Annotated in this window: 19 protein-coding genes; 3 read left to right on the top strand and 16 right to left on the bottom strand. The window is 66.3% G+C overall.

All coding sequences use genetic code 11. From position 1 onward, the window contains the following. Positions 1-80: 80 nt before the first annotated feature. From WJ16_RS02975 to WJ16_RS02950, 6 genes are all read right to left on the bottom strand, one after another. Positions 81-806: an amino acid ABC transporter ATP-binding protein gene (locus WJ16_RS02975; RefSeq protein ID WP_069255774.1), complete on the bottom strand. Its 726-nt coding sequence runs from the start codon at positions 804-806 to the stop codon at positions 81-83. Then, positions 803-1,480, bottom strand: coding sequence for a glutamate/aspartate ABC transporter permease GltK (gltK, locus tag WJ16_RS02970; RefSeq protein WP_069255773.1), 678 nt, complete (start codon positions 1,478-1,480; stop codon positions 803-805). Before gltK ends, WJ16_RS02975 begins: the two co-directional genes overlap by 4 nt. Next, positions 1,480-2,220: an amino acid ABC transporter permease gene (locus WJ16_RS02965; protein ID WP_069255772.1), complete on the bottom strand. Its 741-nt coding sequence runs from the start codon at positions 2,218-2,220 to the stop codon at positions 1,480-1,482. The genes gltK and WJ16_RS02965 overlap by 1 nt, the downstream gene beginning before the upstream one ends. Before the next feature lie 84 nt (positions 2,221-2,304). Continuing rightward, positions 2,305-3,198 (bottom strand): glutamate/aspartate ABC transporter substrate-binding protein, encoded by an 894-nt coding sequence (locus WJ16_RS02960; RefSeq protein ID WP_069257934.1) that lies wholly within the window; start codon positions 3,196-3,198, stop codon positions 2,305-2,307. Between the two features lie 218 nt (positions 3,199-3,416). Further along, positions 3,417-4,703: a Glu/Leu/Phe/Val family dehydrogenase gene (locus WJ16_RS02955; protein WP_069255771.1), complete on the bottom strand. Its 1,287-nt coding sequence runs from the start codon at positions 4,701-4,703 to the stop codon at positions 3,417-3,419. 302 nt (positions 4,704-5,005) lie between these two features. Further along, entirely contained in the window at positions 5,006-5,959 is a 954-nt protein-coding gene (locus tag WJ16_RS02950) for a LysR substrate-binding domain-containing protein (protein WP_069255770.1), read from the bottom strand. 229 nt (positions 5,960-6,188) lie between these two features. Here WJ16_RS02950 and purB point away from each other — a divergent pair, with 229 nt between their 5' ends. Then, positions 6,189-7,577, top strand: coding sequence for an adenylosuccinate lyase (purB, locus tag WJ16_RS02945; protein WP_069255769.1), 1,389 nt, complete (start codon positions 6,189-6,191; stop codon positions 7,575-7,577). An 82-nt stretch (positions 7,578-7,659) separates the two neighbouring features. On the opposite strand, the gene WJ16_RS02940 is transcribed toward purB, so the two are convergent. Then, the gene (locus WJ16_RS02940; protein ID WP_069255768.1) at positions 7,660-9,081 is read right to left on the bottom strand and encodes an NAD(P)/FAD-dependent oxidoreductase; all 1,422 of its coding nucleotides are present in this window, start codon (positions 9,079-9,081) and stop codon (positions 7,660-7,662) included. Positions 9,082-9,358: 277 nt separating this feature from the next. Here WJ16_RS02940 and WJ16_RS02935 point away from each other — a divergent pair, with 277 nt between their 5' ends. Next, positions 9,359-10,021: a TetR/AcrR family transcriptional regulator gene (locus WJ16_RS02935; protein WP_069255767.1), complete on the top strand. Its 663-nt coding sequence runs from the start codon at positions 9,359-9,361 to the stop codon at positions 10,019-10,021. Positions 10,022-10,083: 62 nt separating this feature from the next. Here WJ16_RS02935 and WJ16_RS02930 read toward each other — a convergent pair whose 3' ends face one another. From WJ16_RS02930 to edd, 4 genes are all read right to left on the bottom strand, one after another. Further along, positions 10,084-10,587, bottom strand: a complete 504-nt coding sequence (locus WJ16_RS02930; RefSeq protein WP_069255766.1) for a gluconokinase — start codon at positions 10,585-10,587, stop codon at positions 10,084-10,086. Between the two features lie 13 nt (positions 10,588-10,600). Next, a complete protein-coding gene (locus WJ16_RS02925; protein ID WP_069255765.1) occupies positions 10,601-11,962 on the bottom strand; it encodes a GntP family permease in 1,362 nt (453 codons plus the stop codon). Positions 11,963-12,181: 219 nt separating this feature from the next. Next, complete coding sequence (gene eda / locus WJ16_RS02920) at positions 12,182-12,808, bottom strand: bifunctional 4-hydroxy-2-oxoglutarate aldolase/2-dehydro-3-deoxy-phosphogluconate aldolase (RefSeq protein WP_069255764.1); 627 nt, start codon at positions 12,806-12,808, stop codon at positions 12,182-12,184. A gap of 23 nt (positions 12,809-12,831) precedes the next feature. Then, positions 12,832-14,688, bottom strand: coding sequence for a phosphogluconate dehydratase (edd, locus tag WJ16_RS02915; RefSeq protein WP_069255763.1), 1,857 nt, complete (start codon positions 14,686-14,688; stop codon positions 12,832-12,834). Between the two features lie 282 nt (positions 14,689-14,970). Here edd and WJ16_RS02910 point away from each other — a divergent pair, with 282 nt between their 5' ends. Then, positions 14,971-15,816, top strand: a complete 846-nt coding sequence (locus WJ16_RS02910) for a MurR/RpiR family transcriptional regulator (RefSeq protein WP_034206404.1) — start codon at positions 14,971-14,973, stop codon at positions 15,814-15,816. 99 nt (positions 15,817-15,915) lie between these two features. On the opposite strand, the gene WJ16_RS02905 is transcribed toward WJ16_RS02910, so the two are convergent. The 5 genes from WJ16_RS02905 to leuS all read right to left on the bottom strand — a co-directional run bounded on the left by WJ16_RS02905 (position 15,916) and on the right by leuS (position 22,065). Then, positions 15,916-16,338 carry a CopD family protein gene (locus WJ16_RS02905; protein ID WP_107312379.1) on the bottom strand — a complete coding sequence of 141 codons (423 nt, stop codon included), beginning with the start codon at positions 16,336-16,338 and terminating at the stop codon, positions 15,916-15,918. 19 nt (positions 16,339-16,357) lie between these two features. Further along, positions 16,358-17,629: a glutamate-5-semialdehyde dehydrogenase gene (locus WJ16_RS02900; protein ID WP_069255762.1), complete on the bottom strand. Its 1,272-nt coding sequence runs from the start codon at positions 17,627-17,629 to the stop codon at positions 16,358-16,360. A gap of 135 nt (positions 17,630-17,764) precedes the next feature. Continuing rightward, positions 17,765-18,859 (bottom strand): DNA polymerase III subunit delta, encoded by a 1,095-nt coding sequence (gene holA / locus WJ16_RS02895; protein WP_069255761.1) that lies wholly within the window; start codon positions 18,857-18,859, stop codon positions 17,765-17,767. 18 nt (positions 18,860-18,877) lie between these two features. Beyond that, positions 18,878-19,432 (bottom strand): LPS-assembly lipoprotein LptE, encoded by a 555-nt coding sequence (locus WJ16_RS02890; protein WP_039361502.1) that lies wholly within the window; start codon positions 19,430-19,432, stop codon positions 18,878-18,880. A gap of 38 nt (positions 19,433-19,470) precedes the next feature. Beyond that, complete coding sequence (gene leuS / locus WJ16_RS02885; RefSeq protein WP_069255760.1) at positions 19,471-22,065, bottom strand: leucine--tRNA ligase; 2,595 nt, start codon at positions 22,063-22,065, stop codon at positions 19,471-19,473. Positions 22,066-22,335: the final 270 nt, after the last annotated feature.

Here is a 22,335-nt window from a genome sequence, read left to right as displayed (position 1 = left end):
AGCGGACGAAAAAAAACCGCCCGGCACGCGCCGGGCGGTTTTCGTTTCGGCGCACCTGCGGCGCCGACCAGCGCGAACGCTCAGTGCAGGATCTTCGCGAGGAAGTCCTTCGCGCGCTCCGACTTCGGATTCGAGAAGAAATCGTCCTTGCGGTCGTCCTCGACGATCGCGCCCTTGTCCATGAAGATCACGCGGTGCGCGACCTTCTTCGCGAAGCCCATCTCGTGCGTGACGACCATCATCGTCATCCCTTCCTGCGCGAGTTCGACCATCACGTCGAGCACTTCGTTGATCATCTCGGGATCGAGCGCGGACGTCGGCTCGTCGAACAGCATCGCGATCGGGTCCATCGACAGCGCGCGCGCGATCGCGACACGCTGCTGCTGGCCGCCCGACAACTGGCCCGGATACTTGTGCGCGTGCGCCTTCAGGCCGACGCGATCGAGCAGCTTCATCCCCTTCTCGTTCGCCTCGTCCTTGCCGCGGCCGAGCACCTTGACCTGCGCGAGCGTCAGGTTCTCGGTAATCGACAGGTGCGGGAACAACTCGAAATGCTGGAACACCATCCCGACCTTCGAGCGCAGCTTCGACAGGTTCGTCTTCTTGTCGCCGACCGACTGGCCGTTCACGAGGATCTCGCCCTGCTGGAACGGCTCCAGACCGTTCACGGTCTTGATCAGCGTCGACTTGCCCGAACCCGACGGGCCGCACACGACGACCACTTCACCCTTCTTGACCTCGGTCGTGCAGTCGGTGAGAACCTGAAACTGGCCGTACCACTTCGAAACGTTCTTGATGGAAATCATCGTGTGACCTTTTTCTGGAGACTCTTGACGAGAACAGACGCCAACGAGCAAATCACGAAATAGCATGCGCCGGCGAACAGGACCATCTCGACGGTCGTGCCGTCGCGATCGCCAATGTTGGCGGCCGTGCGGAAGAAGTCCGCGAGACTGATCACGTACACGAGCGACGTATCCTGGAACAGCACGATCGCCTGCGTGAGCAGCAGCGGCACCATCGCGCGGAACGCCTGCGGCAGAATCACGAGGCGCATCGCCTGCGCGTAGTTCATGCCGAGCGCGAACGCGGCGTTCACCTGCCCGCGCGGCACCGACTGGATGCCGGCGCGGATGATCTCGGAATAATACGCGGCTTCGAACAGCGAGAACGCGACCATCGCCGATGCGAGGCGGATGTCGATCGTCGGCGACAACCCGAGCACGCCCTGCAGCAGCTGCGGCACGATCAGGAAGAACCACAGCAGCACCATCACGAGCGGAATCGAGCGGAACACCGTCACGTAGCCCTTCGCGAACCACGCGAGCGGCTTGACGCCCGACAGCCGCATCAGCGCCAGCAGTGTGCCCCAGACGATCCCGACCACGATCGCGATCAGCGTGATCTGCAGCGTGACGACCGCCCCCGTCCACAGCGTCGGCAGCGCGCCGGGAATACTACTCCAGTCGAACTGATGCATCACTTGCCTCCGATATAGCCGGGCAGCCGCGTACGGCCTTCGATCCAGCGCATGAGCGCCATCACGACGAGGTTGATCAGCACGTAAGCGAGCGTGACCGCGATGAACGACTCGTACGTCTGCGCGGTGTAGTCGACGAGCTGGCGCGCCTGCGCGGACAGGTCGAGCAGGCCGATCGTCGACGCGACCGCGGAATTCTTGAAGATGTTCAGGAATTCCGACGTGAGCGGCGGCACGATGATCCGGTACGCGACGGGCAGCAGCACGTAGCGGTACGTCTGCCATTGCGTGAAGCCCATCGCGAGGCCGGCGGCGCGCTGGCCCTTCGGCAGCGCGTTGATCCCGGAGCGCACCTGTTCGCACACGCGCGCGCCCGTGAACAGGCCGAGACAGACGATCGACGCGGTAAAGAACTGCGTGCCGGGCGGCAACTGCTTGATCCAGGTGCCGATCGACACGGGCAGCAGCTCGGGTATCACGAGATACCAGATGAAGAACTGCACGATCAGCGGAATGTTCCGGAAGATCGACACATACGCGGTGCCGATCGCGGACAGCCATTTGTTCGGCACGGTGCGCAGCACGCCGAACAGCGAACCGACGATCAGCGCGATGACCCAGGCGACGAGCGACACTTCGATGGTCACCCGGAAGCCGGACATCAGCCATCCGAAATAAGTCGTCGGCTCGCCAGTCGATACGGGGCTCAGGAAGATGCCCCAGTTCCAGTGGTAAGACATGGGCAAGACTCCAGCAAAAAGAGACGGAAGAAGCGTGGCCTCTTCCGTCTCATGAGCGTCATTTCTGCATCAACGGCCGTTCGGTCAGTCGAGCGCCTTGTCGTTCGGGTTCGCGTACAGCTTCTTCATCGACTCGGACAGCGGGAAGTTCAGGTTCAGCCCCTTCGGCGGGATCGGGTTCTCGAACCACTTCGCGTAGATCTTCGCGGCTTCGCCCGACTTCTCGACTTGCGAGATCGCGTCGTCGACGACCTTCTTGAAGTCGGCGTCGCCCTTGCGCATCATGCAGCCGTACGCTTCTTCCGATTGCGGCGTGCCGACGATCACCCACTCGCCCGGCTGCTTCGCCTTCGCGCGCTCGCCCGCGAGCAGCGCGTCATCCATCATGAACGCGACCGCGCGGCCCGATTCCAGCGTGTTGAACGAATCGCCGTGATCCTTCGCGCTGATGATGTTCATGCCCATCTGCTTGTCGTTGTTCATCTTGCGCAGCAGGCGCTCGGACGTCGTGCCGGCGGTGGTCACGACCGTCTTGCCCTTCAGGTCGGCGAAATCCTTGACGCCCGAATCCTTCTTCGTCATCAGGCGCGTGCCGATCACGAAGATCGTGTCGGAGAACGCGGCCTGCTGCTGACGCTCGGCGTTGTTGGTCGTCGAGCCGCACTCGATGTCGACCGTGCCGTTCTGCACCAGCGGAATGCGGTTCTGGGACGTGACCGGGATGTTCTTCACCTGCAGGTTCGGCAGGTTCAGCTTCTTCTTCACCGCGTCGACCACCTTCATCTGGAATTCGCGCGAATAGCCGACCACTTGCTGGCTCTGGTCGTAGTAGGAGAACGGAATCGACGATTCGCGGTGGCCCAGCGCGATCACGCCCGTGTCCTTGATCTTCTTCAGCGTGCCCGTCTCCTGAGCATGTGCGCCGCTTGCGAACGCGCAAAGCGCCGCGACCATGAGGACTGCCTTTTGGTATTTCATGTTGGTCATCTCCTTGGCTTAAACCCGCGCCAGTGTATCAAAGTAATATTTTTGAAAGTACCTGTTGTTTACCGCACGTCGCGGCGCCCTGCGCGAAGCCTTCCTCCCGGCTCCGGTCGCCCGAATGCGCGCGCGGGCGATGCCGGATCCGGCACCGCCCGCGAGGGTTCATAGCCGCAATCGGGTGGATTGCGTCATGAATGGATCATAGTCAACGATCAGGGGTAGAGGCCACGCATTTCGCGCGCCATCAGGATGCGCTTGCACGCGACGATGAACGCCGCCGTACGCACCGACACCTTGTGCTCTTCCGCGACCGCCCACACGCCGGCGAACGCTTCGCGCATCACGCGCTCGAGACGGTGGTTGATCTCGTCTTCCGTCCAGAAGAAGCTCGAGAAATCCTGCACCCATTCGAAGTACGACACGGTCACGCCGCCCGCGTTCGCGATCACGTCCGGGATCACGAGCACGCCGTTCGCGGTCAGGATGTCGTCCGCCGCCGTCGTCGTCGGGCCGTTCGCGCCTTCGACGATGATCTTCGTGCGGATCTTCCCCGCGTTCTTCTCCGTGATCTGGTTTTCCAGTGCCGCCGGGATCAGGATGTCGGTTTCGACCGTCCAGAACTCGTCGTTCGGCATCGGCTCCGCGCCTTCGAAGCCCGCGACGCCGCCCGTGTGTGCGACGTGGTCGAGCAGCTTGTTCGAATCGAGGCCGCCCGGCTGATAGATCGTGCCCGTGTGATCCTGCACCGCGATCACCTTCGCACCCGCTTCCTGGAACAGCTTCGCCGCGATGCCGCCGACGTTGCCGAAGCCCTGCACCGCGATGCGTGCGCCTTCGATCTCGAGGCCCTTCTTCTTCGCCGCTTCGCAGCCGACGACGAACACGCCGCGGCCCGTCGCTTCCTTGCGGCCAAGCGAACCGCCGAGCGCGATCGGCTTGCCGGTCACGACGCCGGTCGACGTCTGGCCCTGGTTCATCGAGAAGGTGTCCATCATCCACGCCATCACCTGTTCGTTGGTGTTGACGTCCGGCGCCGGAATGTCGGTGTTCGGGCCGATGATGATGCCGATTTCGCTGGTGTAGCGGCGCGTCACGCGCTCGAGCTCACCACGCGAAAGCTTGCGCGGGTCGACGCGGATACCGCCCTTCGCGCCGCCGTACGGCACGTTCACGGCCGCGTTCTTGACCGACATCCATGCGGACAGCGCCATCACTTCCGACAGCGTCACGTCCTGGTGGTAGCGCACACCGCCCTTGCCCGGGCCGCGCGACACGTTGTGCTGCACGCGATAGCCTTCGAAGTGCGCGACGGTGCCGTTGTCGAGCTCGATCGGCACGTCGACGACCAGGATGCGCTTCGGGCGCTTCAGCGTTTCGAGCCAGCGCGACAGCGAGCCGAGGTACGGCGCGACGCGATCGACTTGCTGAAGGTAGTTGCCCCACGGGCCGAGATCGTCGGCGTGCAGGTAGGACGGGATGGACTGCAATTGCGAAGACATGGATGCTCCAACGGTCAACAGGTGCGCACATTGTCGAAAAACCCGTTTTTTTTATCCAATGCCGTTTGCTTATTCGATTATGCGTTTCTTGCATGATCGCGATTTTTCGCAAATCTGCGGTCGATCTGCGCGAGAACGCCCGCGATCGATCGTGCATCGCGGGCATGGAGAATCGCGGTTTCCGGATCCCGCATGACCGCCGGACAGCCGCCCGACAGGGCGCTGCAAGCCCGGCGACAGCCGGCCGTGCCGGCCAGTCGGCGGTTCGGTCGGCGGCCCAGGCAGCGGTTAACCGCCGACGGTTAACCCGCGGTTTCGCGCAGTTCGTCGCGCACGACGTCCCACAGCGCACGCACGAGCTTCTGCCGCGGATCGTCGCCCTGCAGCGCGAGCTTGTCGCAGTACAGCCGGATCTCCATCGTCAGCGTGAACGGATACGCGCCGCCGCGCACCGACCGGTCGAGCCGGATCAGGCGGCCGCCCGCGACCGCATCCTCGACCGCGCTGTGCGGCAGGAACGCGACGCCGTGGCCCGCGAGCGCCATCGCCTTCAGCCCTTCGGCCATGTCGGTTTCATAGACGCGATCGAGGAACAGCGGCGTCGTCGCATTCGCGACGATGACCTCCGTCATCCGGCCGAGATACGCGTTCGGCGTATAGGACAGGTACGGTACGCGCGCGTCGGCCGTGCCGGGCAGCGTATAGCGCGGCCGCCCCGCGCGGCCCGGCGCCGAGAACGGGCTGATCGGCTCGCTGCCGAGAATCAGCATGTCGTAGCGCGCCGGGTCGAGCGCGACCGGATGGCTCGGGTGGTGGTAGCCCATCACGAGATCGCAGCCGCCCTCGACGAGCGACAGCACCGCGTCGTGCACGTTCAGCGCGCGCAGCCGTGTGTGGACCGGGCCCATCTTCGCCTCGATCCGCTGCAGCCAGCGCGGGAAATACGTGAGCGACAGCGTGTGCGGCACCGCGAACTCGATCGTCGGCACCGGCGCGCCGACGTGGCCGCGCAGCAGCGTGCGCGCCTCGTGCGCCTGCGACAGCATCGTCAGCGCCTGTTCGTAGAAGATCTGCCCGGCCTGCGTGAGCCGCGTCGGATAGACCGAACGATCGATCAGTTCGGTCGCGAGCCACGCCTCGAGCGCCTGGATGCGCCGCGAAAACGCCGGCTGCGACACGTGCCGCAGCTCGGCGGACCGGCTGAAACTGCGCGTTTCAGCGAGTGAAACGAAGTCTTCGAGCCATTTCAGTTCCATGCAGGCGGGCGCGGCGGGCGGCGATCGGGAAGAAGCCTGCATTCTACCGGCGGGCGGCCCCGGCCGGCGGCGCCATGCGCGGCCCGGCACCCCGCCGCGAAAGGGCGCCGGCGCAGCGGCCGCATCCGGCGGCGCCGGCCGGCCGCGCGCGACCGGGATCGCCCCGCGCCGATGGTAAAATGCCGGATTCTCCCCCCTCGCTCGACCCGGCCCCAAGGCCCGCCCGATCATGTCCGACACTCGTCCCGATACGCTTTTCGCCCTCACCGCGCTCTCGCCCATCGACGGCCGCTACGCCAGCAAGACCGAAGCGCTGCGCGACTGGCTCTCCGAAGCCGCCTTCATGCGCCACCGCGTCACCGTCGAGGTGCACTGGCTGATCGCGCTGTCGCGCGCCGGCTTCGCGGAAGTCCCGCGCTTCTCCGACGCATCCGAACAATTCCTGCTGCAGCTCGCCGAGCGATTCACCGCGCACGACGCCGCCCGCATCAAGGAAATCGAGCGCGTGACGAACCACGACGTGAAGGCCGTCGAATACTGGCTGAAGGAATCGGTGAAGGGCCAGGAAGAACTCGAAAAGGCCAGCGAATTCATCCACTTCGCGTGCACGTCGGAAGACATCAACAACACGTCGCACGGGATGATGCTCGCCGGCGCGCGCGAGCACGTGATCGTGCCGGCGCTGCGCACGGTCCACCAGCGCCTCGTCGCGCTCGCGCACGCACACGCCGAGCAGCCGATGCTGTCGCGCACGCACGGCCAGCCGGCCAGCCCGACGACGCTCGGCAAGGAAATCGCGAACGTCGCGGCCCGCCTCGATCGCGCGATCGCGCGCATCGAGAAGGTCGAGATCCTCGGCAAGATGAACGGCGCGGTCGGCAACTTCAACGCGCATCTGTCGGCGTATCCGGAATTCGACTGGGAAGCGTTCTCGCGCGACGTGATCGAAAACCGCCTGAAGCTCACGTTCAACCCGTACACGATCCAGATCGAACCGCACGACTACATGGCCGAACTGTTCGACGCGGTGGCGCGCGCGAACACGATCCTGCTCGACCTTGACCGCGACGTGTGGGGCTACATCTCGGTCGGCTACTTCAAGCAGAAGACGAAGGCCGGTGAAATCGGCTCGTCGACGATGCCGCACAAGGTCAACCCGATCGACTTCGAGAACTCGGAAGGCAACCTCGGCCTCGCGAACGCGACGCTGCGCCACCTCGCCGACAAGCTGCCGGTGTCGCGCTGGCAGCGCGACCTGACCGACTCGACGGTGCTGCGCAACATGGGCGTCGCGCTCGGCTACTCGCTGCTCGCGTACGACTCGCTGATCCGCGGCCTCGACAAGCTCGAAGTGAACCCGCAGCGCCTGAACGAAGATCTCGACAACTGCTGGGAAGTGCTCGCCGAGCCGGTGCAGACGGTGATGCGCCGCTACGGCATCGAGAACCCGTACGAGCAGCTGAAGGAGCTGACGCGCGGCAAGGGCATCACGCGCGAAGCACTGCAGGAATTCGTCGGCACGCTCGCGATCCCGCAGGACGCGAAGGATCGCCTGCTCGCGATGACGCCCGCGTCGTACATCGGCAAGGCGGTCGAACTCGCGAAGCGGATCGCGTAAGCGCCGCCGTCTGCGCCCGTAAAAAAAGCCCGATGCGAGCAATCGCATCGGGCTTTTTCCTTGGCCGCGCGCGCCCCGACGATCAGAACGAAATCATCCGCCCCGGGTTGAGCGCGCTCATCACGCTCATCGCGGCCTTCGCCGCGGGGATGGCGATCGGCGACAACTGCCGGCCGAGCGGAATCTCGCGATGGTCGATACCGGTCAGCATCGAGAAATCGTCGTTGCGGCCGACGAAGTCGTCGCAGATCGCCTTGCCGATCCGCACAGTCTGCGCGACGCCATGACCGCTCCAGCCCTGCACCATGTACATCGGCACGCGGCCGTCGGTCTTGCGGCTGTCGGTCGCGCCGTTCAGCGTGAAATCGCTGACGCCACTCCAGCAGTAGTCGAGCGCGAACCGGCCGTCGATCTGCGGAAACACGGTGTTCAACCGCGTCAGCAGATACGCGTTGACGTCCGGCTGCGCCCAGCACGTGCCGGTGCCCTGCCCGCCGAACAGCAGGCGGTTGCCGCGCACCGGCCGGTAGTAGTCGATCTGGAACTGCGTGTCGTACACGGGCATGCCGGCCGGCAGCAGCGTCGCGACGTCGACGTCGAGCGGCGCCGTCACGCTCACGTAGGTAAAGAACGGCACGGTGGTCGCCGCGCCGTCGTCCAGCAGCCGGAACGTCGTGTTGTGCAGCGCGAGCACGACGCCCTTGCGCGCGGTGATCGTGCCGCCCGGCGTCGTCGCGACGACGCCGGCGGGCGTCTCGTCGAGTTCGCGTACCTCGGTACCCTCGAACAGCGCGCCGCCGTTCAGCCGGAAGCCGTGCACGAGGCCGCGCACCAGCGCGAGCGGGTGAATCTGCCCGCCGATCGCGTCGATCGCCGCGCCGTGATACAGCCCGGAGCGCACGTATTCGTCGTGCAGCTGATGGCGGCCGACGAGCGTCACGCCCGCGTCGCCGAGATGGCGGCGCGCATCCGCGCCGTCGAGCAGCGCGCTCATGTGGCCCGGGTGGACCGCGGCCGTCACGTGGCCGCGCTTGCGGTCGAGTTCGAGCGCGTAGCGCGCGCCGATCGCATCGATCAGGTCCATCGACTCGGCCGACGCGAAGCGCCACAGCCGCTTCGCGTCGTCGTGCGACAGGTGGTCGATCATGTCGGCCGCTTCCCAGCGCGCGAGGCCGGGCGTCAGTTGGCCGCCGTTGCGGCCCGACGCGGCCGAGCCGACGTGGTGCTTGTCGACGAGGATCGTATCGACGCCCGCTTCCGCGAGATGCAGCGCGGCCGACGCGCCGAGCAGCCCGGCGCCGATCACCAGCACGTCGCACACGGCATCGTGCGCGAGCGGCGCGCTGTTTTCATGGCGCGACAGCGACGCCTCGTACCAGTTGGCCGGGCGTTCGCCGTCGTAGCGGGCCGGCTCGCACCAGTTCCAGTTGTCCTTTTCGATGTTCAGTTGCGTGGGTTCGAAACGCGATTCGCCCTGGATCAGGGGTCGGTTGTTGGAAGTCATGATTGCACTTGCATGGTCTTGGGCCGCCAGTCGAAGAGCCTTCTGGCTTCGCGGGTGGGGCAGCCGGTTCCACATGGGTGTCAACGAGAAGAAGGGGCGCGATGGCCCGTGTTGACGGCGGGCACGCTCGTGCCGCCTGGATCCCGGACTGTGCGAAAGCACGTATTGAAAGGTGCCGGGACACCCAATTTCTACACCGCAGAAATAATTCTACAGTGTAGAATACGCTTTCGTCAAGCTGACAACCGGCATCGTACCGGCGTCTCGGTCCCCCTCGATGAAAGACAAACCCACCCAAGGCCCGCGCGGCCTCGACAAGGACGCGATCGTCGCGGCCGCGCTCGCGCTGCTCGAAGAAGTCGGCGAAGCCGCGTTCAGCGTGCGCAAGCTCGCGCAGTCGGTCGGCTGCGACCCGATGAGCGTGCTGTATCACTTCAAGTCGAAGGACGGCCTGAGCCGTGCGATCGCGAACGCGCTGTCGCGCTCGCTCGTGCCGGTCGACGCCGCGCAGCCGTGGCGCGAACGGCTGCGCGATCTCGCGCGCCAGTACCGCGCGCTCGCGCTGCGCTACCCGGCCGCGTTCGCGCTGCTGCAGCGGCACATGAGCACGGGCCCGGCCGATCTCGCGCACATCGAGGCCGTGCATCGCGCACTGGCCGACGCCGGCATCCCGCGCGCGGCGCTGCCGTCGGTATGCGTCGGCTGGTATGCGAGCGTGATCGGGCTGGCCGCGGCCGAGGCCGGCGGCCTCACGCGCGCCGCGAACGACGTCGAACTCGCTGAGATGGAAGCGCTGCCCGACGCCGGACACCCGCTCGTCAAGGCGGCCGCGCCGCTCTATGCGCAGCTCGATCCGGGCACCGTGCACGACACGATGCTCGACGTGCTGCTCGACGGCATCGCACAACGCGCGGGCGGCGCGACCGACCCGCGCGGCTGAAACGAAAAAGGCACCCGAGGGTGCCTTTTTCGTTGTCGCCTGACGATTGCGGCGAACCGCGCTCAGTGCTGCTGCGCGGTGCCGATCTTCAGCATGACCTGATCGACGATCTGTTCGGGCGTCAGCTCGATGCTGACCTCGATCGCTTCGTCCGGGCCCGGTTCCTCGAGCGTGTCGAGCTGGCTCTTCAGCAGCGACGGATCGAAGAAATGGCCGGTGCGGCTCTTCAGGCGCTCGTGCAACACCTCGAACGAGCCCTTCAGATACACGAACCGCACGTCGGTGTCGGTGCCGCGCAGCACGTCGCGGTACGACCGCTTCAGCGACGAGCACGTGAACACGGCCGTCTCGCCGGCCCGCTGCTTTTCCTCGATGGCCGCGCGAATCGTGCGCAGCCACGGCCAGCGGTCTTCATCGGTCAGCGGAATGCCGTGATGCATCTTTTCCTTGTTCGCCGCGCTGTGAAACGCGTCGCCATCGGTATAGCTGCACGACAGGCGTTCCGCCAGCATTTCGCCGATCAGCGACTTGCCCGCGCCCGACACGCCCATTGCGATCAGAATCATTGACTACCCCTTGTTACAGAACCATGCTCAGCAGCAGCGTGAAGCTCAGACCCAGCACCGAGATGATGGTTTCGAGCAACGACCAGGTCTTGAACGTCTGACCGACCGTCATCCCGAAGTATTCCTTGATCAGCCAGAAGCCGCCGTCGTTCACGTGCGAGAAAATCAGCGAGCCCGAGCCCGTGGCGAGCACCAGCAGTTCCGGGCTGACCGTCGTGCCGGCCGCCGCCGCGATCGGCGCGACGATGCCGCAGGCCGTCGTCATCGCAACCGTCGCCGAACCCGTCGCGAGACGCATCAGCGCCGCGACGAACCAGCCGAGCAGCAGCGGCGACAGATGCGCGTGCTTCGCGGTTTCGACGATCTGCTGCGAGATCCCGCTGTCGCGCAGGACGCCGCCGAAGCCGCCGCCCGCGCCGACGATCAGCGTGATGCCGGCGATCGGCGCCAGGCACTCGCCGCAGAATTTCTGGATCTGGTCGCGGTTGAAGCCCTGCAGCTTGCCGAACGTGAAGAAGCTCACGAGCACCGCGATCAGCAGCGCGACATCCGAGTTGCCGGCGAAGCGCAGCAGGTTGTTCGGCAGCGACTTCGGCGTGAACACCAGGTCGGCCCAGCTGCCGACGAGCATCAGCACGACGGGCAGCAGGATCGTGAACAGCGTGATGCCGAAGCTAGGCAGTTCGCGCTTGCGGCCGTCCGTGCTCGAATCGACGAATTGCGAAGCGAGCGGGTTGTTTTCCGGCAGCTTCACGAACTTCGAGATCATTAGCGCGAACAGCGGGCCCGCGATGATCGCGGTCGGCACGCCGACGATCAGGCCGAACGCGATCGTCTTGCCGATATCGGCGCCGTATTGCTGAACGGCGAGCAGCGCGGCCGGGTGCGGCGGGATCAGGCCGTGCACGACGGACAGGCCGGCCACCATCGGCAGGCCGACGACGAGCAGCGACTTGCCGGTGCGCTTCGCGACGTTGAATGCGATCGGGATCAGCAGCACGAAGCCGACTTCGAAGAACACCGGCAGGCCGACGATGATCGCGACGAACATCATCGCCCAGTGGATGTTCTTTTCACCGAACCAGTCGATCAGCGTGGTCGCGATCCGTTCGGCGCCGCCCGATTCGGCCATCATCTTGCCGAGCATCGTGCCGAGGCCGACGACGATCGCGATGTGGCCGAGCGTGCCGCCGGTGCCCGTCTCGAACGACTTGACGATCTTGTCCATCGGCATGCCGACGACGAGGCCGAGGCCGAGCGAAACGATGATCAGCACCAGGAACGGATAGATCTTGTAGCGCGCGATCATCAGGATCAGCGCCACGATCGCGATCAGCGTGAATACGAGCAGCATGCTGCCTTGGACAGCCCCCATGTGGACTCCTCCTAGAATTGTTCGAACCGGGCGAGCTGTTGCGAGTATGCCCGGCTATGCAGGTCTCCGAAACACGGGCGGTACCCACCCCGTCAGGACGCTGAATTTTACTTATCTTTACGGTTCGCGGATAGAACCGGTTCCATCAGCAAAAACCCTCGGTAAAACAAGCACTAAGCGCTTGCTTCCCGAGGGTCAAACCTTCATTTCGTACAAGTTTTAGCGGGGCAGCTGGCTCGCTGCTTGCGCGAGGCGCGTGACTTCGGCCCAGTCCTGCGCGGCGAGCGCGGCCTTCGGGGTGAGCCACGAGCCGCCGACGCACACGACGTTCGGCAGTTTCAGGAAATTCGGCGCGGTGTCGACCGTGATGCCGCCGGTCGGGCAGAACTTCAGCCCCGGGAACGGGCCGTGGAACGCCTGCAGCATCGGCACGCCGCCTGCCTGCTGCGCGGGGAAGAACTTCACGATGTCGTAGCCGAATTCGAGCGCCTGGATGATGTCGCTCGGCGTCATCACGCCCGGCAGCAGCGGCAGGCCCGCGTCGAGCGACGCGAGGTGCAGCTCTTTCGTCAGGCCCGGCGACACGCCGAACTTCGCGCCCGCGCGCTTCGCCTGCGCGCAGTGCTCGGGCTTCGTGATCGTGCCGACGCCGACGACGATGTCGTCCGCGAGCTGGCTCGCGCGCTGGATCGCCTCCAGGCCGGCCGGCGTGCGCAGCGTGATCTCGAGCACCTTCACGCCGCCTGCGTGCAGCGCACGCGACACGTGTTCGCCCTGCTCGACCGAGTCGAATGCGAGCACCGGAATGACCGGGCCCAGCTTCACGATTTCAGCTATCGTCTTCATTGAGTTGGCTCCTTCCTTGAAATTCATGCGGCGACGTGGGCGGCCGTTTCGCCGACCAGCGCGCCGAAAACCGATGCGCCCTGCTCGGCCGGCGCCGCGGCCGCGCGGAACACGCCGAACAGTTCACGCCCGAAACCGACCTCGTTCTCGGCCTGATGCAGCGGCTGCGCGACCGGGCGCGCCTGCCACTCGGCGTCGTCGACCTCGATATCGAGCACGCCGGCTTCCGCGTCGATCACGAGCGTGTCGCCCGTCTTCACCTTGCCGAGCGGGCCGGCCAGCAGCGCTTCCGGCGACACGTGGATCACGGCCGGCACCTTGCCCGACGCGCCCGACATGCGGCCGTCGGTGACGAGCGCGACGTGGAAGCCCTGATCCTGCAGCACGCCGAGCAGCGGCGTCAAACGGTGCAGCTCGGGCATCCCGTTCGCGCGCGCGCCCTGGAAGCGCACCACCGCGACGAAATCGCGCTCCAGCTCGCCGCGATCGAATGCTTCCTGCACGGCTTCCTGCGAATCGAACACGATCGCGGGCGCGGTCACCTTTCGGTGCTCCGGCGCGACCGCCGAAATCTTGATCACGCCGCGGCCGAGGCGCCCCTGCATCAGACGCAGGCCGCCGTCCGGCTGGAACGGGTCGCGGATGCCGCGCAGCACCTTGGTGTCGTGGCTTTCGGCCGCGCCGTCGACCCACGCGAGCTTGCCGTCGATCAGCTTCGGCTCCTTCGTGTAGTGCGACAGCCCACGGCCGGCGACCGTCGTCACGTCCTCGTGCAGCAAGCCGCCCTCGAGCAGGTTGCGCACCAGGAACGCGACGCCGCCTGCCGCGTGAAAGTGGTTCACGTCGGCCTTGCCGTTCGGATAGATCTTCGCGAGCAGCGGCACGACGGCCGACAGTTCGTCGAAGTCGTTCCAGTCGATCAGGATGCCGGCCGCGCGCGCGATCGCGACGAGGTGCAGCGTATGGTTGGTCGAGCCGCCCGTCGCGAGCAGCGCGACGATCCCGTTGACGATCGCCTTCTCGTCGATCACGTGGCCGATCGGCGTGTAGTGGCCGCGCTCGACGGTCAGGTCGAGCACGCGGCGCGCGGCCTCGGCCGTCAGCGCGGTGCGCAGCGGCGTGTGCGGATGGACGAATGCCGAGCCCGGCAAGTGCAGCCCCATCAGCTCCATCAGCATCTGGTTGCTGTTCGCAGTGCCGTAGAACGTGCAGGTGCCGTGGCCGTGATACGCGGCCGATTCGGCTTCGAGCAGCGCGTCGCGGCCGACCTGGCCGGTCGCGAACTGCTGGCGGATCTTCGCCTTGTCGTCGTTCGACAGGCCGCTCGTCATCGGGCCGGCCGGCACGAAGATCGTCGGCAGATGGCCGAACTGCAGCGCACCGATCAGCAGGCCCGGCACGATCTTGTCGCAGATGCCGAGGCAGAGCGCCGCGTCGAACATGTTGTGCGTAAGCGCGATCGCCGTGCCCATCGCGATCGCTTCGCGCGAAAACAGCGACAGCTCCATGCCCGGGTTGCCCTGCGTGACGCCGTCGCACATCGCCGGTACGCCGCCCGCGAACTGCGCGACACCGCCGTTCTCGCGTGCAGCCGCCTTGATGATATCGGGGAAATCCTTGTACGGCGCATGCGCGGACAGCATCTCGTTGTACGAGGACACGATGCCGATGTTCGGCTCGCGGATCGCCTTGATCGCGAACTTGTCGTTGCCCTCGAGCCCCGCGAAGCCGTGCGCGAGGTTCGCGCACGACAGCGCGCCGCGCGCCGGGAACTTGCCTTGCGCGCCGTCGATGCGCTGCAGATAGGCGGAACGGGTCGATTGGCTGCGGGCGATCACGCGTTCGGTGACCTTCGCCAGAGTGGGGTGCAGCGACGTCATGCTGGGCGCTCCTGTATGCCGGCCGACACCGGCGGTTGGAATCGTGGGGACGGTCGAACACGTCGACAGAACGAAGCCAGTCTAGTAGAAAAACTACAAGCACGCAATGTGGATTCATCGCCTCGCAACCCCTATTCCCGCTACCAGCAAGGCGATACCTAGTGAAAACCCTAATTATTCTCACCAGAATCATCGAGGAGGCGCTAGTATTTCCATGTAGATTTTCTACAATTCGATTGCGATACACTCGCTCATCCGAACCCGATTTCCGCCTGCCGTCCCATGCTGCCCCGCATTGAAGCGATCCGCGCCGAGTTGCGCCCGTCCGAGCGCAAGCTCGCCGACTACATCCTCGCCGCGCCGCGCGAGGTGCTCGACCTCGCGATGACCGAGCTGTCGACGCGCGCGGGCGTCAGCCAGCCGACGATCGCCCGCTTCTGCCAGGCGCTCGGCTGCAGCGGTTTTCGCGAGTTCAAGATCCGGCTTGCGCAGAGCGTCGCGCCGGGCGTGTCGTCGGTGTACCGCGACGTCGAGCCCGACGAACCGGCGCCCGGCATCATCGGCAAGGTGTTCGACCGCACGATCGGCGCACTGATCGAGGTGCGCAACAGCCTGTCCGCGGGCAGCGTCGCGGATGCGATCGCGCTGCTGTCGAACGCGTCGCGCATCGAGTTCTACGGCGCCGGCGGCTCGGGCATCGCCGCGCAGGACATCCAGCACAAGTTCTTCCGGCTCGGCGTGCCGAGCGTCGCGTATTCGGATCCGCACACGTTCTCGATGTCGTCCGCGCTGCTCGGGCCGCACGACGTCGTCGTCGCGATCTCGAACACCGGCCGCACCCGCGACATCGTCGACGCCGCGCGCTCCGCGCTCGCGTGCGGCGCGAAGGTCGTCGCGATCACGCAGAGCCATTCGCCGCTCGCGAAGCTCGCGACGGTGAGCCTCGCGTCGAACGTCGCGGAGGAAACGGACGTGTTCTCGCCGATGACGTCGCGGATGTCGCATCTCGCGATCGGCGACATCCTCGCGGTCGGCGTTGCGCTGTCGCGCGGCCCCGCGCTGATGGAACGCGTCGGCCGCGCGAAAGAGGCGATCACGCGGCGCCGGATCGACGACGCGAAGGATTGAGCCGGCATCGCGCGAAACGGCACGTCAACGAAAAACGGCGCCCCGAAGGGCGCCGTTGCGCAGGTTCCGGCGGCGGCACGCAAGCGCCGGCCGCATCGCTCAGAACGGCTTGATCACGACCAGCGCGACCGCCGCGAGCATGCCGAGCACCGGCAGCTCGTTGAACACGCGATACCACTTGTCGGTGCGGCGGTTCTCGCCGCGCTCGAACACGCGCAGCAGGTGCCCGCAATACGCGTGATAGACGATCAGCAGCACCACCACCGTCACCTTCGCGTGAATCCAGCCCTGCCCCTGCCCGATACCGATCGACAGCCACAGCCACAGCCCGCAGGCCAGCGCCGGCACCGCGATCATCGTCATGAAGCGAAACAGCTTGCGCGCCATCAGCAGCAGGCGCCGCACGGCGGCCGGATCGGTCTCCATGGCCAGGTTCACGTAGATGCGCGGCAGGTAGAACAGCCCCGCGAACCACGCGGCGATCAGAACGATATGGAACGTCTTGACCCAGAGCATCGCCATCGGTTGTGTGCCTCGCTTTTTATTGGCGGCCTTCGCCGTGTCCGAGCACCACGTACTTCAGCGACGTCAGCCCTTCCAGGCCGACGGGGCCGCGTGCGTGCAGCTTGTCGTTCGAGATGCCGATTTCCGCGCCGAGGCCGAATTCGAACCCGTCGGCGAAACGCGTCGACGCGTTGACCATCACGCTCGCCGAATCGACTTCGCGCAGGAAGCGCATCGCGCGGTCGTGATCCTCGGTGACGATCGCATCGGTGTGATGCGAGCCGTAATGGTTGATGTGCTCGATTGCGGCGTCGAGGCCGTCGACGACCTTGATCGCGAGCACCGGCGCGAGATACTCGGTGTGCCAGTCTTCGTCGGTCGCGTCGACGAGCGGGCCGACGCCCGCATCGGCGAGCACCGCGCGCGCGGCCGCATCGACGCGCAGTTCGACCTGCTTGTCGCGATACAGCTTGCCGAGCGGCGGCAGCAGCGCCGCCGCGATGCCGCCCGACACGAGCAGCGTCTCCATCGTGTTGCAGGTGCCGTAGCGGTGCGTCTTCGCGTTGTCGCAGACGGTCAGCGCCTTGGCCAGATCGGCGCGATCGTCGACGTACACGTGGCAGATGCCGTCGAGGTGCTTGATCATCGGCACGCGCGCCTCGTTGATCAGGCGCTCGATCAGGCTCTTGCCGCCGCGCGGCACGATCACGTCGACGAATTCGGTCATCGTGATCAGCTTGCCGACCGCCGCGCGATCGGCCGTCGCGACGACCTGCACCGCGTCCTGCGGCAAGCCGGCCGCCGCGAGCCCTTCGCCGATCAGCTTCGCGAGCGCCGCGTTCGATTCGAGCGCTTCGGAGCCGCCGCGCAGGATCGTCGCATTGCCCGACTTCAGGCACAGCGCGGCCGCGTCGATCGTCACGTTCGGGCGCGATTCGTAGATGATGCCGATCACGCCGAGCGGCACGCGCATCTGGCCCACCTGGATGCCGCTCGGGCGGTACTTGAGATTGCCGATCTCGCCGATCGGATCGGCCAGCGACGCGACCTGGCGCAAGCCTTCGACCATCGTCTTCAGTGCCTTGTCCGACAGCGTCAGGCGATCGACGAACGCCGCATCGAGCCCCTTTTCACGGGCACGGGCGACGTCGCGGGCATTCGCGTCCTTCAGCACCTGCGCATCGCGCTCGATCGCGCGGGCCACCGCGTCGAGCGCCGCGTTCTTGGCTGCCGTGCTGGCGCGCGCCATCGCGCGGGAAGCGTGCCGGGCGCGACGGCCCAGGTCGGTCATGTACTGATCGATATCCATCGTGTGACTCGAGAAGCGCGCCGCGCTGGGCGGCATGAATTCGTGGGAAAGCGTGGGCGGCGGCCGGAGAGCCGCGCCAGCCATCGAAACATTGTAAGCGGGTTGCGCAGCGTGCGCTGAAGGCCCGAACGGGACTTAGCGTCGCACGCGACCCGCGGTCGGCGGTCGTTCGCCGCGCGCGCCGGCCACCGTCATCGCGAGCTGGAACAGCCCGTCCCACGGATCGGGCGGCGGTTCGTCCTGCGTGCGGCGGCCCGGCACGACGGCCGTGAGCCCCTTGACCTGCCGGTCGAGCTTCGCGGCGAATGCGAGCGCCTTCTCGAGCACGGCTTCCGACACGCGGTTCAGCGCGGGGCCGATCAGCCGCTCGCGCGGCCCCCACACGCGGTTCTCGCGCAGCAGCGTGGCCAGCGGCTTGCCGGCCGTCGTGCCGCGCTTGATCCGCAGCAGCGTGCGCAGTTCCTCGACGACGGCCCACATCACGAGCACGATCGCCTCGCCCTCGCCCTTCAGCCCGTCGATCATGCGCGCGAGCCGCGCGGCGTCGCCGGCGAGCATCGCTTCGTTCAGCTTGAAGACGTCGTAACGCGCGACGTTCAGCACCGCGTCGTGCACCTGCTCGAACGACAGTGTGCCCTGCGGATACAGCAGCCCGAGCTTCTGGATTTCCTGGTGCGCGGCGAGCAGGTTGCCCTCGACGCGCTCGGCGATGAACTGCAGCGCGCGCCGCCCGTCCTCGCCCGGTGCGGCGCGCTGGCCCTGCATCGCGAGACGCTGGCCGATCCAGTTCGGCAGTTGCGCGCGGTCGACCGGATCGATCTTCAGCGCGACGCCGCCGTTCTGCAACGCGGTAAACCACGCGGATTTCTGCGTGGCCGCGTCGAGCCGCGGCAACGTGACGAGCATCAGCGCGTCGGGGTTCGGCGCGGCCGCGAGCGTCTTAAGCGCATCGGCGCCTTCCTTGCCGGGCTTGCCCGACGGAATGCGCAGCTCGATCAGCTGGCGCTCGCCGAACAGCGACATCGCCTGGGTCGCGCCGAGCAGCACGCTCCAGTCGAAGCCGCGCTCGACCGTATGCACCGATCGCTCGGTGAAGCCTGCCGCGCGCGCGGCCGCGCGAATGCGGTCGCACGCTTCCTGCGCGAGCAGCGGCTCGTCGCCGTAGACGGTATAGAGCCCGGCCAGCCCCTTCGCGAGGTGCGGCTCCAGCGCATCAAGTCGCAGTTGCATCGGTGCGTACGCCGTCGATCAGAGCGGCGGCGGCGGCAACGGCGCGCGCGGCGCGACGCCCGGCACCACGTCTTCCGGCGCCGGCGTCAGCGAATGGACGATCGCGAGACGCCGCATCAGCTGGTCGACCGCGTCGTTCTGCATGTCGCCGTACAGGATGTCGGCTTCCTGCGCCTTCGCGTTCGTGTACTGGTCGCTGTACGTCATCGCGCGGTTCAGCGCGATCGCGCTCGGCGGGATCAGCACGGTGCCGTCCTTGCTCGTCAGCGTGTAGTTCAGCGTGTAGAACAATGCGTATTCCTGCGCCGAGCCGTACTTGTTGAGCGTCAGCGTGTTCTGGCCACGCGACTCCCACATGCGCAGCACGGCATCGGCGTCGTCCGCCGACTTGACGATCTTCGTGTCGCTGCCGGCCTCGACGAGACGCACGAGCCGCGCCTCGACGGGCGCCGGCGCGCCGGCGATCAGCAGGTGCTTGAACGCGTAGTCCTGCTGGCCGCGCAACTGGAAGCCGCATGCCGACAGCGCGACTGCGCTGCCGACGGCGAGCATCAAAAACGATCTGCGGATCACCTTCGCTCCTTCTGGGTACGTCCGACGGCCGGCGGCCGTCAGACGACGATGTTCACGAGACGGCCCGGCACGACGACGATCTTCTTCGCCGGCTTGCCGTCGCTGAACTTCGCGAACGCGTCGTCCGCCACCGCCGCGGCTTCGATCGCGTCGCGGCTCGCGTCCTTCGCCACCTTCAGCGCGCCGCGCACCTTGCCGTTCACCTGCAGCACGAGTTCGATCTCGGCCTGCTCGAGCGCGGCCTCGTCGACCTTCGGCCACGGAGCGTCGAGCAGCGGGCCGAATTCGTCCGCGTAGCCGAGCGCCTTCCACAACTCGAACGTGATGTGCGGCACGACCGGGTACAGCACGCGCAGCAGCACGCCGTACGTTTCACGCAGCACGCCGGGCGTCGCGCCCTTCGCGCCGTCGATCGCGTTCAGCATCTTCATCGCGGCCGACACGACCGTGTTGTACTGCAGGCGCTGGTAGTCGAAATCGGCCTGCTTCAGCACGCTGTAGATCTCGCGGCGCAGCGCCTTGTCGGCGTCGCCGAGCGCCGCCGCATCGAATCCGGCGCGCGCGGCGAGCGCGTCACGATTGCCGGCGCCGAAGCTCCACACGCGGCGCAGGAAGCGGCTCGCGCCTTCGACGCCCGCACCCGACCACTCGAGCTGCTGCTCCGGCGGTGCCGCGAACATCGTGAACAGGCGCGCGGTATCGGCGCCGTACTGGTCGATCAGCACCTGCGGATCGACGCCGTTGTTCTTCGACTTCGACATCTTCTCGATGCCGCCGAGCACGACCGGCTGGCCGTCCGCATTCAGCGTCGCGCCGACCGGGCGGCCCTTGTCGTCGTGCGTGACCGTCACGTCGGCCGGGTTGTACCAGGTCTTCTTGCCGGAAGCGTCTTCGCGATAGAACGTCTCGTTCAGCACCATCCCCTGCGTGAGCAGGTTCTTCGCCGGCTCGCCGAACTTCACGAGGCCGAGGTCGCGCATCACCTTGGTCCAGAAGCGCGAATACAGCAGGTGCAGGATCGCGTGCTCGATGCCGCCGATGTACTGATCCATCGGCATCCAGTAGTCGGTGCGCGCGTCGACCATCGTGTCGGCGTCCGGCGCCGTATAGCGCGAGAAGTACCACGACGAATCGACGAAGGTGTCCATCGTGTCGGTTTCGCGCTTCGCGGCCGCGCCGCACTTCGGGCACGTGCAGTTCACGAATGCTTCCGACTTCGCGAGCGGGTTGCCCGAGCCGTCCGGCACGAGGTCTTCCGGCAGCACGACGGGCAGATCCTGCTCGGGCACCGGCACGTCGCCGCACGACGGGCAGTGGATGATCGGGATCGGCGTGCCCCAGTAGCGCTGGCGCGACACGCCCCAGTCGCGCAGTCGCCACGTGACCTGCTTGTCGCCGAAGCCGCCGGCGTTCAGGTCGGCCGCGACCGCGTCGACGGCTTGCGCATAGCGCAGGCCGTCGTACTTGCCGCTGTTCACGCAGACCGCGGTTTCCTTGTCGCCGTACCACTCCTGCCATGCGTCGAGCGAGTACTGCCGGCCTTCGGCCGCGATCACCTGCTTGATCGGCAGGTCGTATTTCTTCGCGAACGCGAAATCGCGCTCGTCGTGGCCCGGCACGCCCATCACCGCGCCTTCGCCATAGCTCATCAGCACGTAGTTGCCGATCCACACCTCGACCGGCTCGCCGGTCAGCGGGTGCGACACCGAGAAGCCCGTCGCGACGCCCTTCTTTTCCATCGTCGCGACGTCGGCCTCGGCGACACCGCCGCGCTTGCATTCGTCGATGAACGCCTGCAGTTCGGGCTTGCCCTGCGCAAGACGCGTGGCGAGCTGATGCTCGGCCGCGATCGCGCAGAACGTGACGCCCATGATCGTGTCGGCGCGCGTCGTGAACACGCGCAGCAGCTTCTTCTCGCCGTCGAGTTCGTACGGGAAGCCGAAGTTCACGCCGAAGCTCTTGCCGATCCAGTTCTGCTGCATGATCTTCACGCGCTCGGGCCAGCCGAGGCCGTCGAGGTCGCTCAGCAGCTCATCCGCGTACTGCGTGATGCGCAGGTAGTACATCGGGATCTCGCGCTTCTCGACGAGCGCGCCCGAACGCCAGCCGCGGCCGTCGATCACCTGCTCGTTCGCGAGCACGGTCTGGTCGACCGGGTCCCAGTTCACGGTGCCCGTCTTCTTGTACGCGATGCCCTTCTCGAGCATCTTCAGGAACAGCCACTGGTTCCACTTGTAGTAGTCGGGCTTGCACGTCGCGATTTCGCGCGACCAGTCGATCGCGAGGCCCATCGACTGCATCTGGCCCTTCATGTAGTCGATGTTGTCGTAAGTCCACTTCGCGGGCGGCACGCCGTTCGCCATCGCGGCGTTTTCGGCCGGCATCCCGAACGCGTCCCAACCCATCGGCATCAGCGTGTTGTAGCCGTTCATCCGCAGATAGCGGTACATCACGTCGTTGATCGTGTAGTTGCGCACGTGACCCATGTGCAGCTTGCCGGACGGATACGGCAGCATCGACACGCAGTAGAACTTCGGCTTCTGCGAATCTTCCTTCGTCTTGTAGGCATCGGCTGCGCGCCAGTCGCCCTGGGCGGCGGCTTCGACGTCGGCGGGTACGTATCTCTCGTGCATGGTGTGGTTCGGACTAGGCTTTAAGCGACGCGACGGCGCGCGCGCAGGAGTGGATCGAAAATCGTGCTTGCCCGGTGGACCTGCAGGTTCGCTGTTGCCGCACCTGTTCGCGGTTCCGGGCATTTTCCGGGTAACCCGCAGCATGGCCGGGCAGCCTGGAAAATTCCGGGTTACCTGAAAAATGCCTGCCAACCGGGAAAAACGTTGATTATACCGCCCGCACGGGCCCATTCGACCGGTCGTGCGGCGTGCGGCCCGATCCCGCGGCGC

The organism is Burkholderia metallica, assembly GCF_001718555.1.
In the GTDB taxonomy this organism is placed as follows: domain Bacteria; phylum Pseudomonadota; class Gammaproteobacteria; order Burkholderiales; family Burkholderiaceae; genus Burkholderia; species Burkholderia metallica.
The sequence above is the reverse complement of the archived record's forward strand: the minus strand, read 5'-3'. Positions and strand labels throughout refer to the sequence as shown.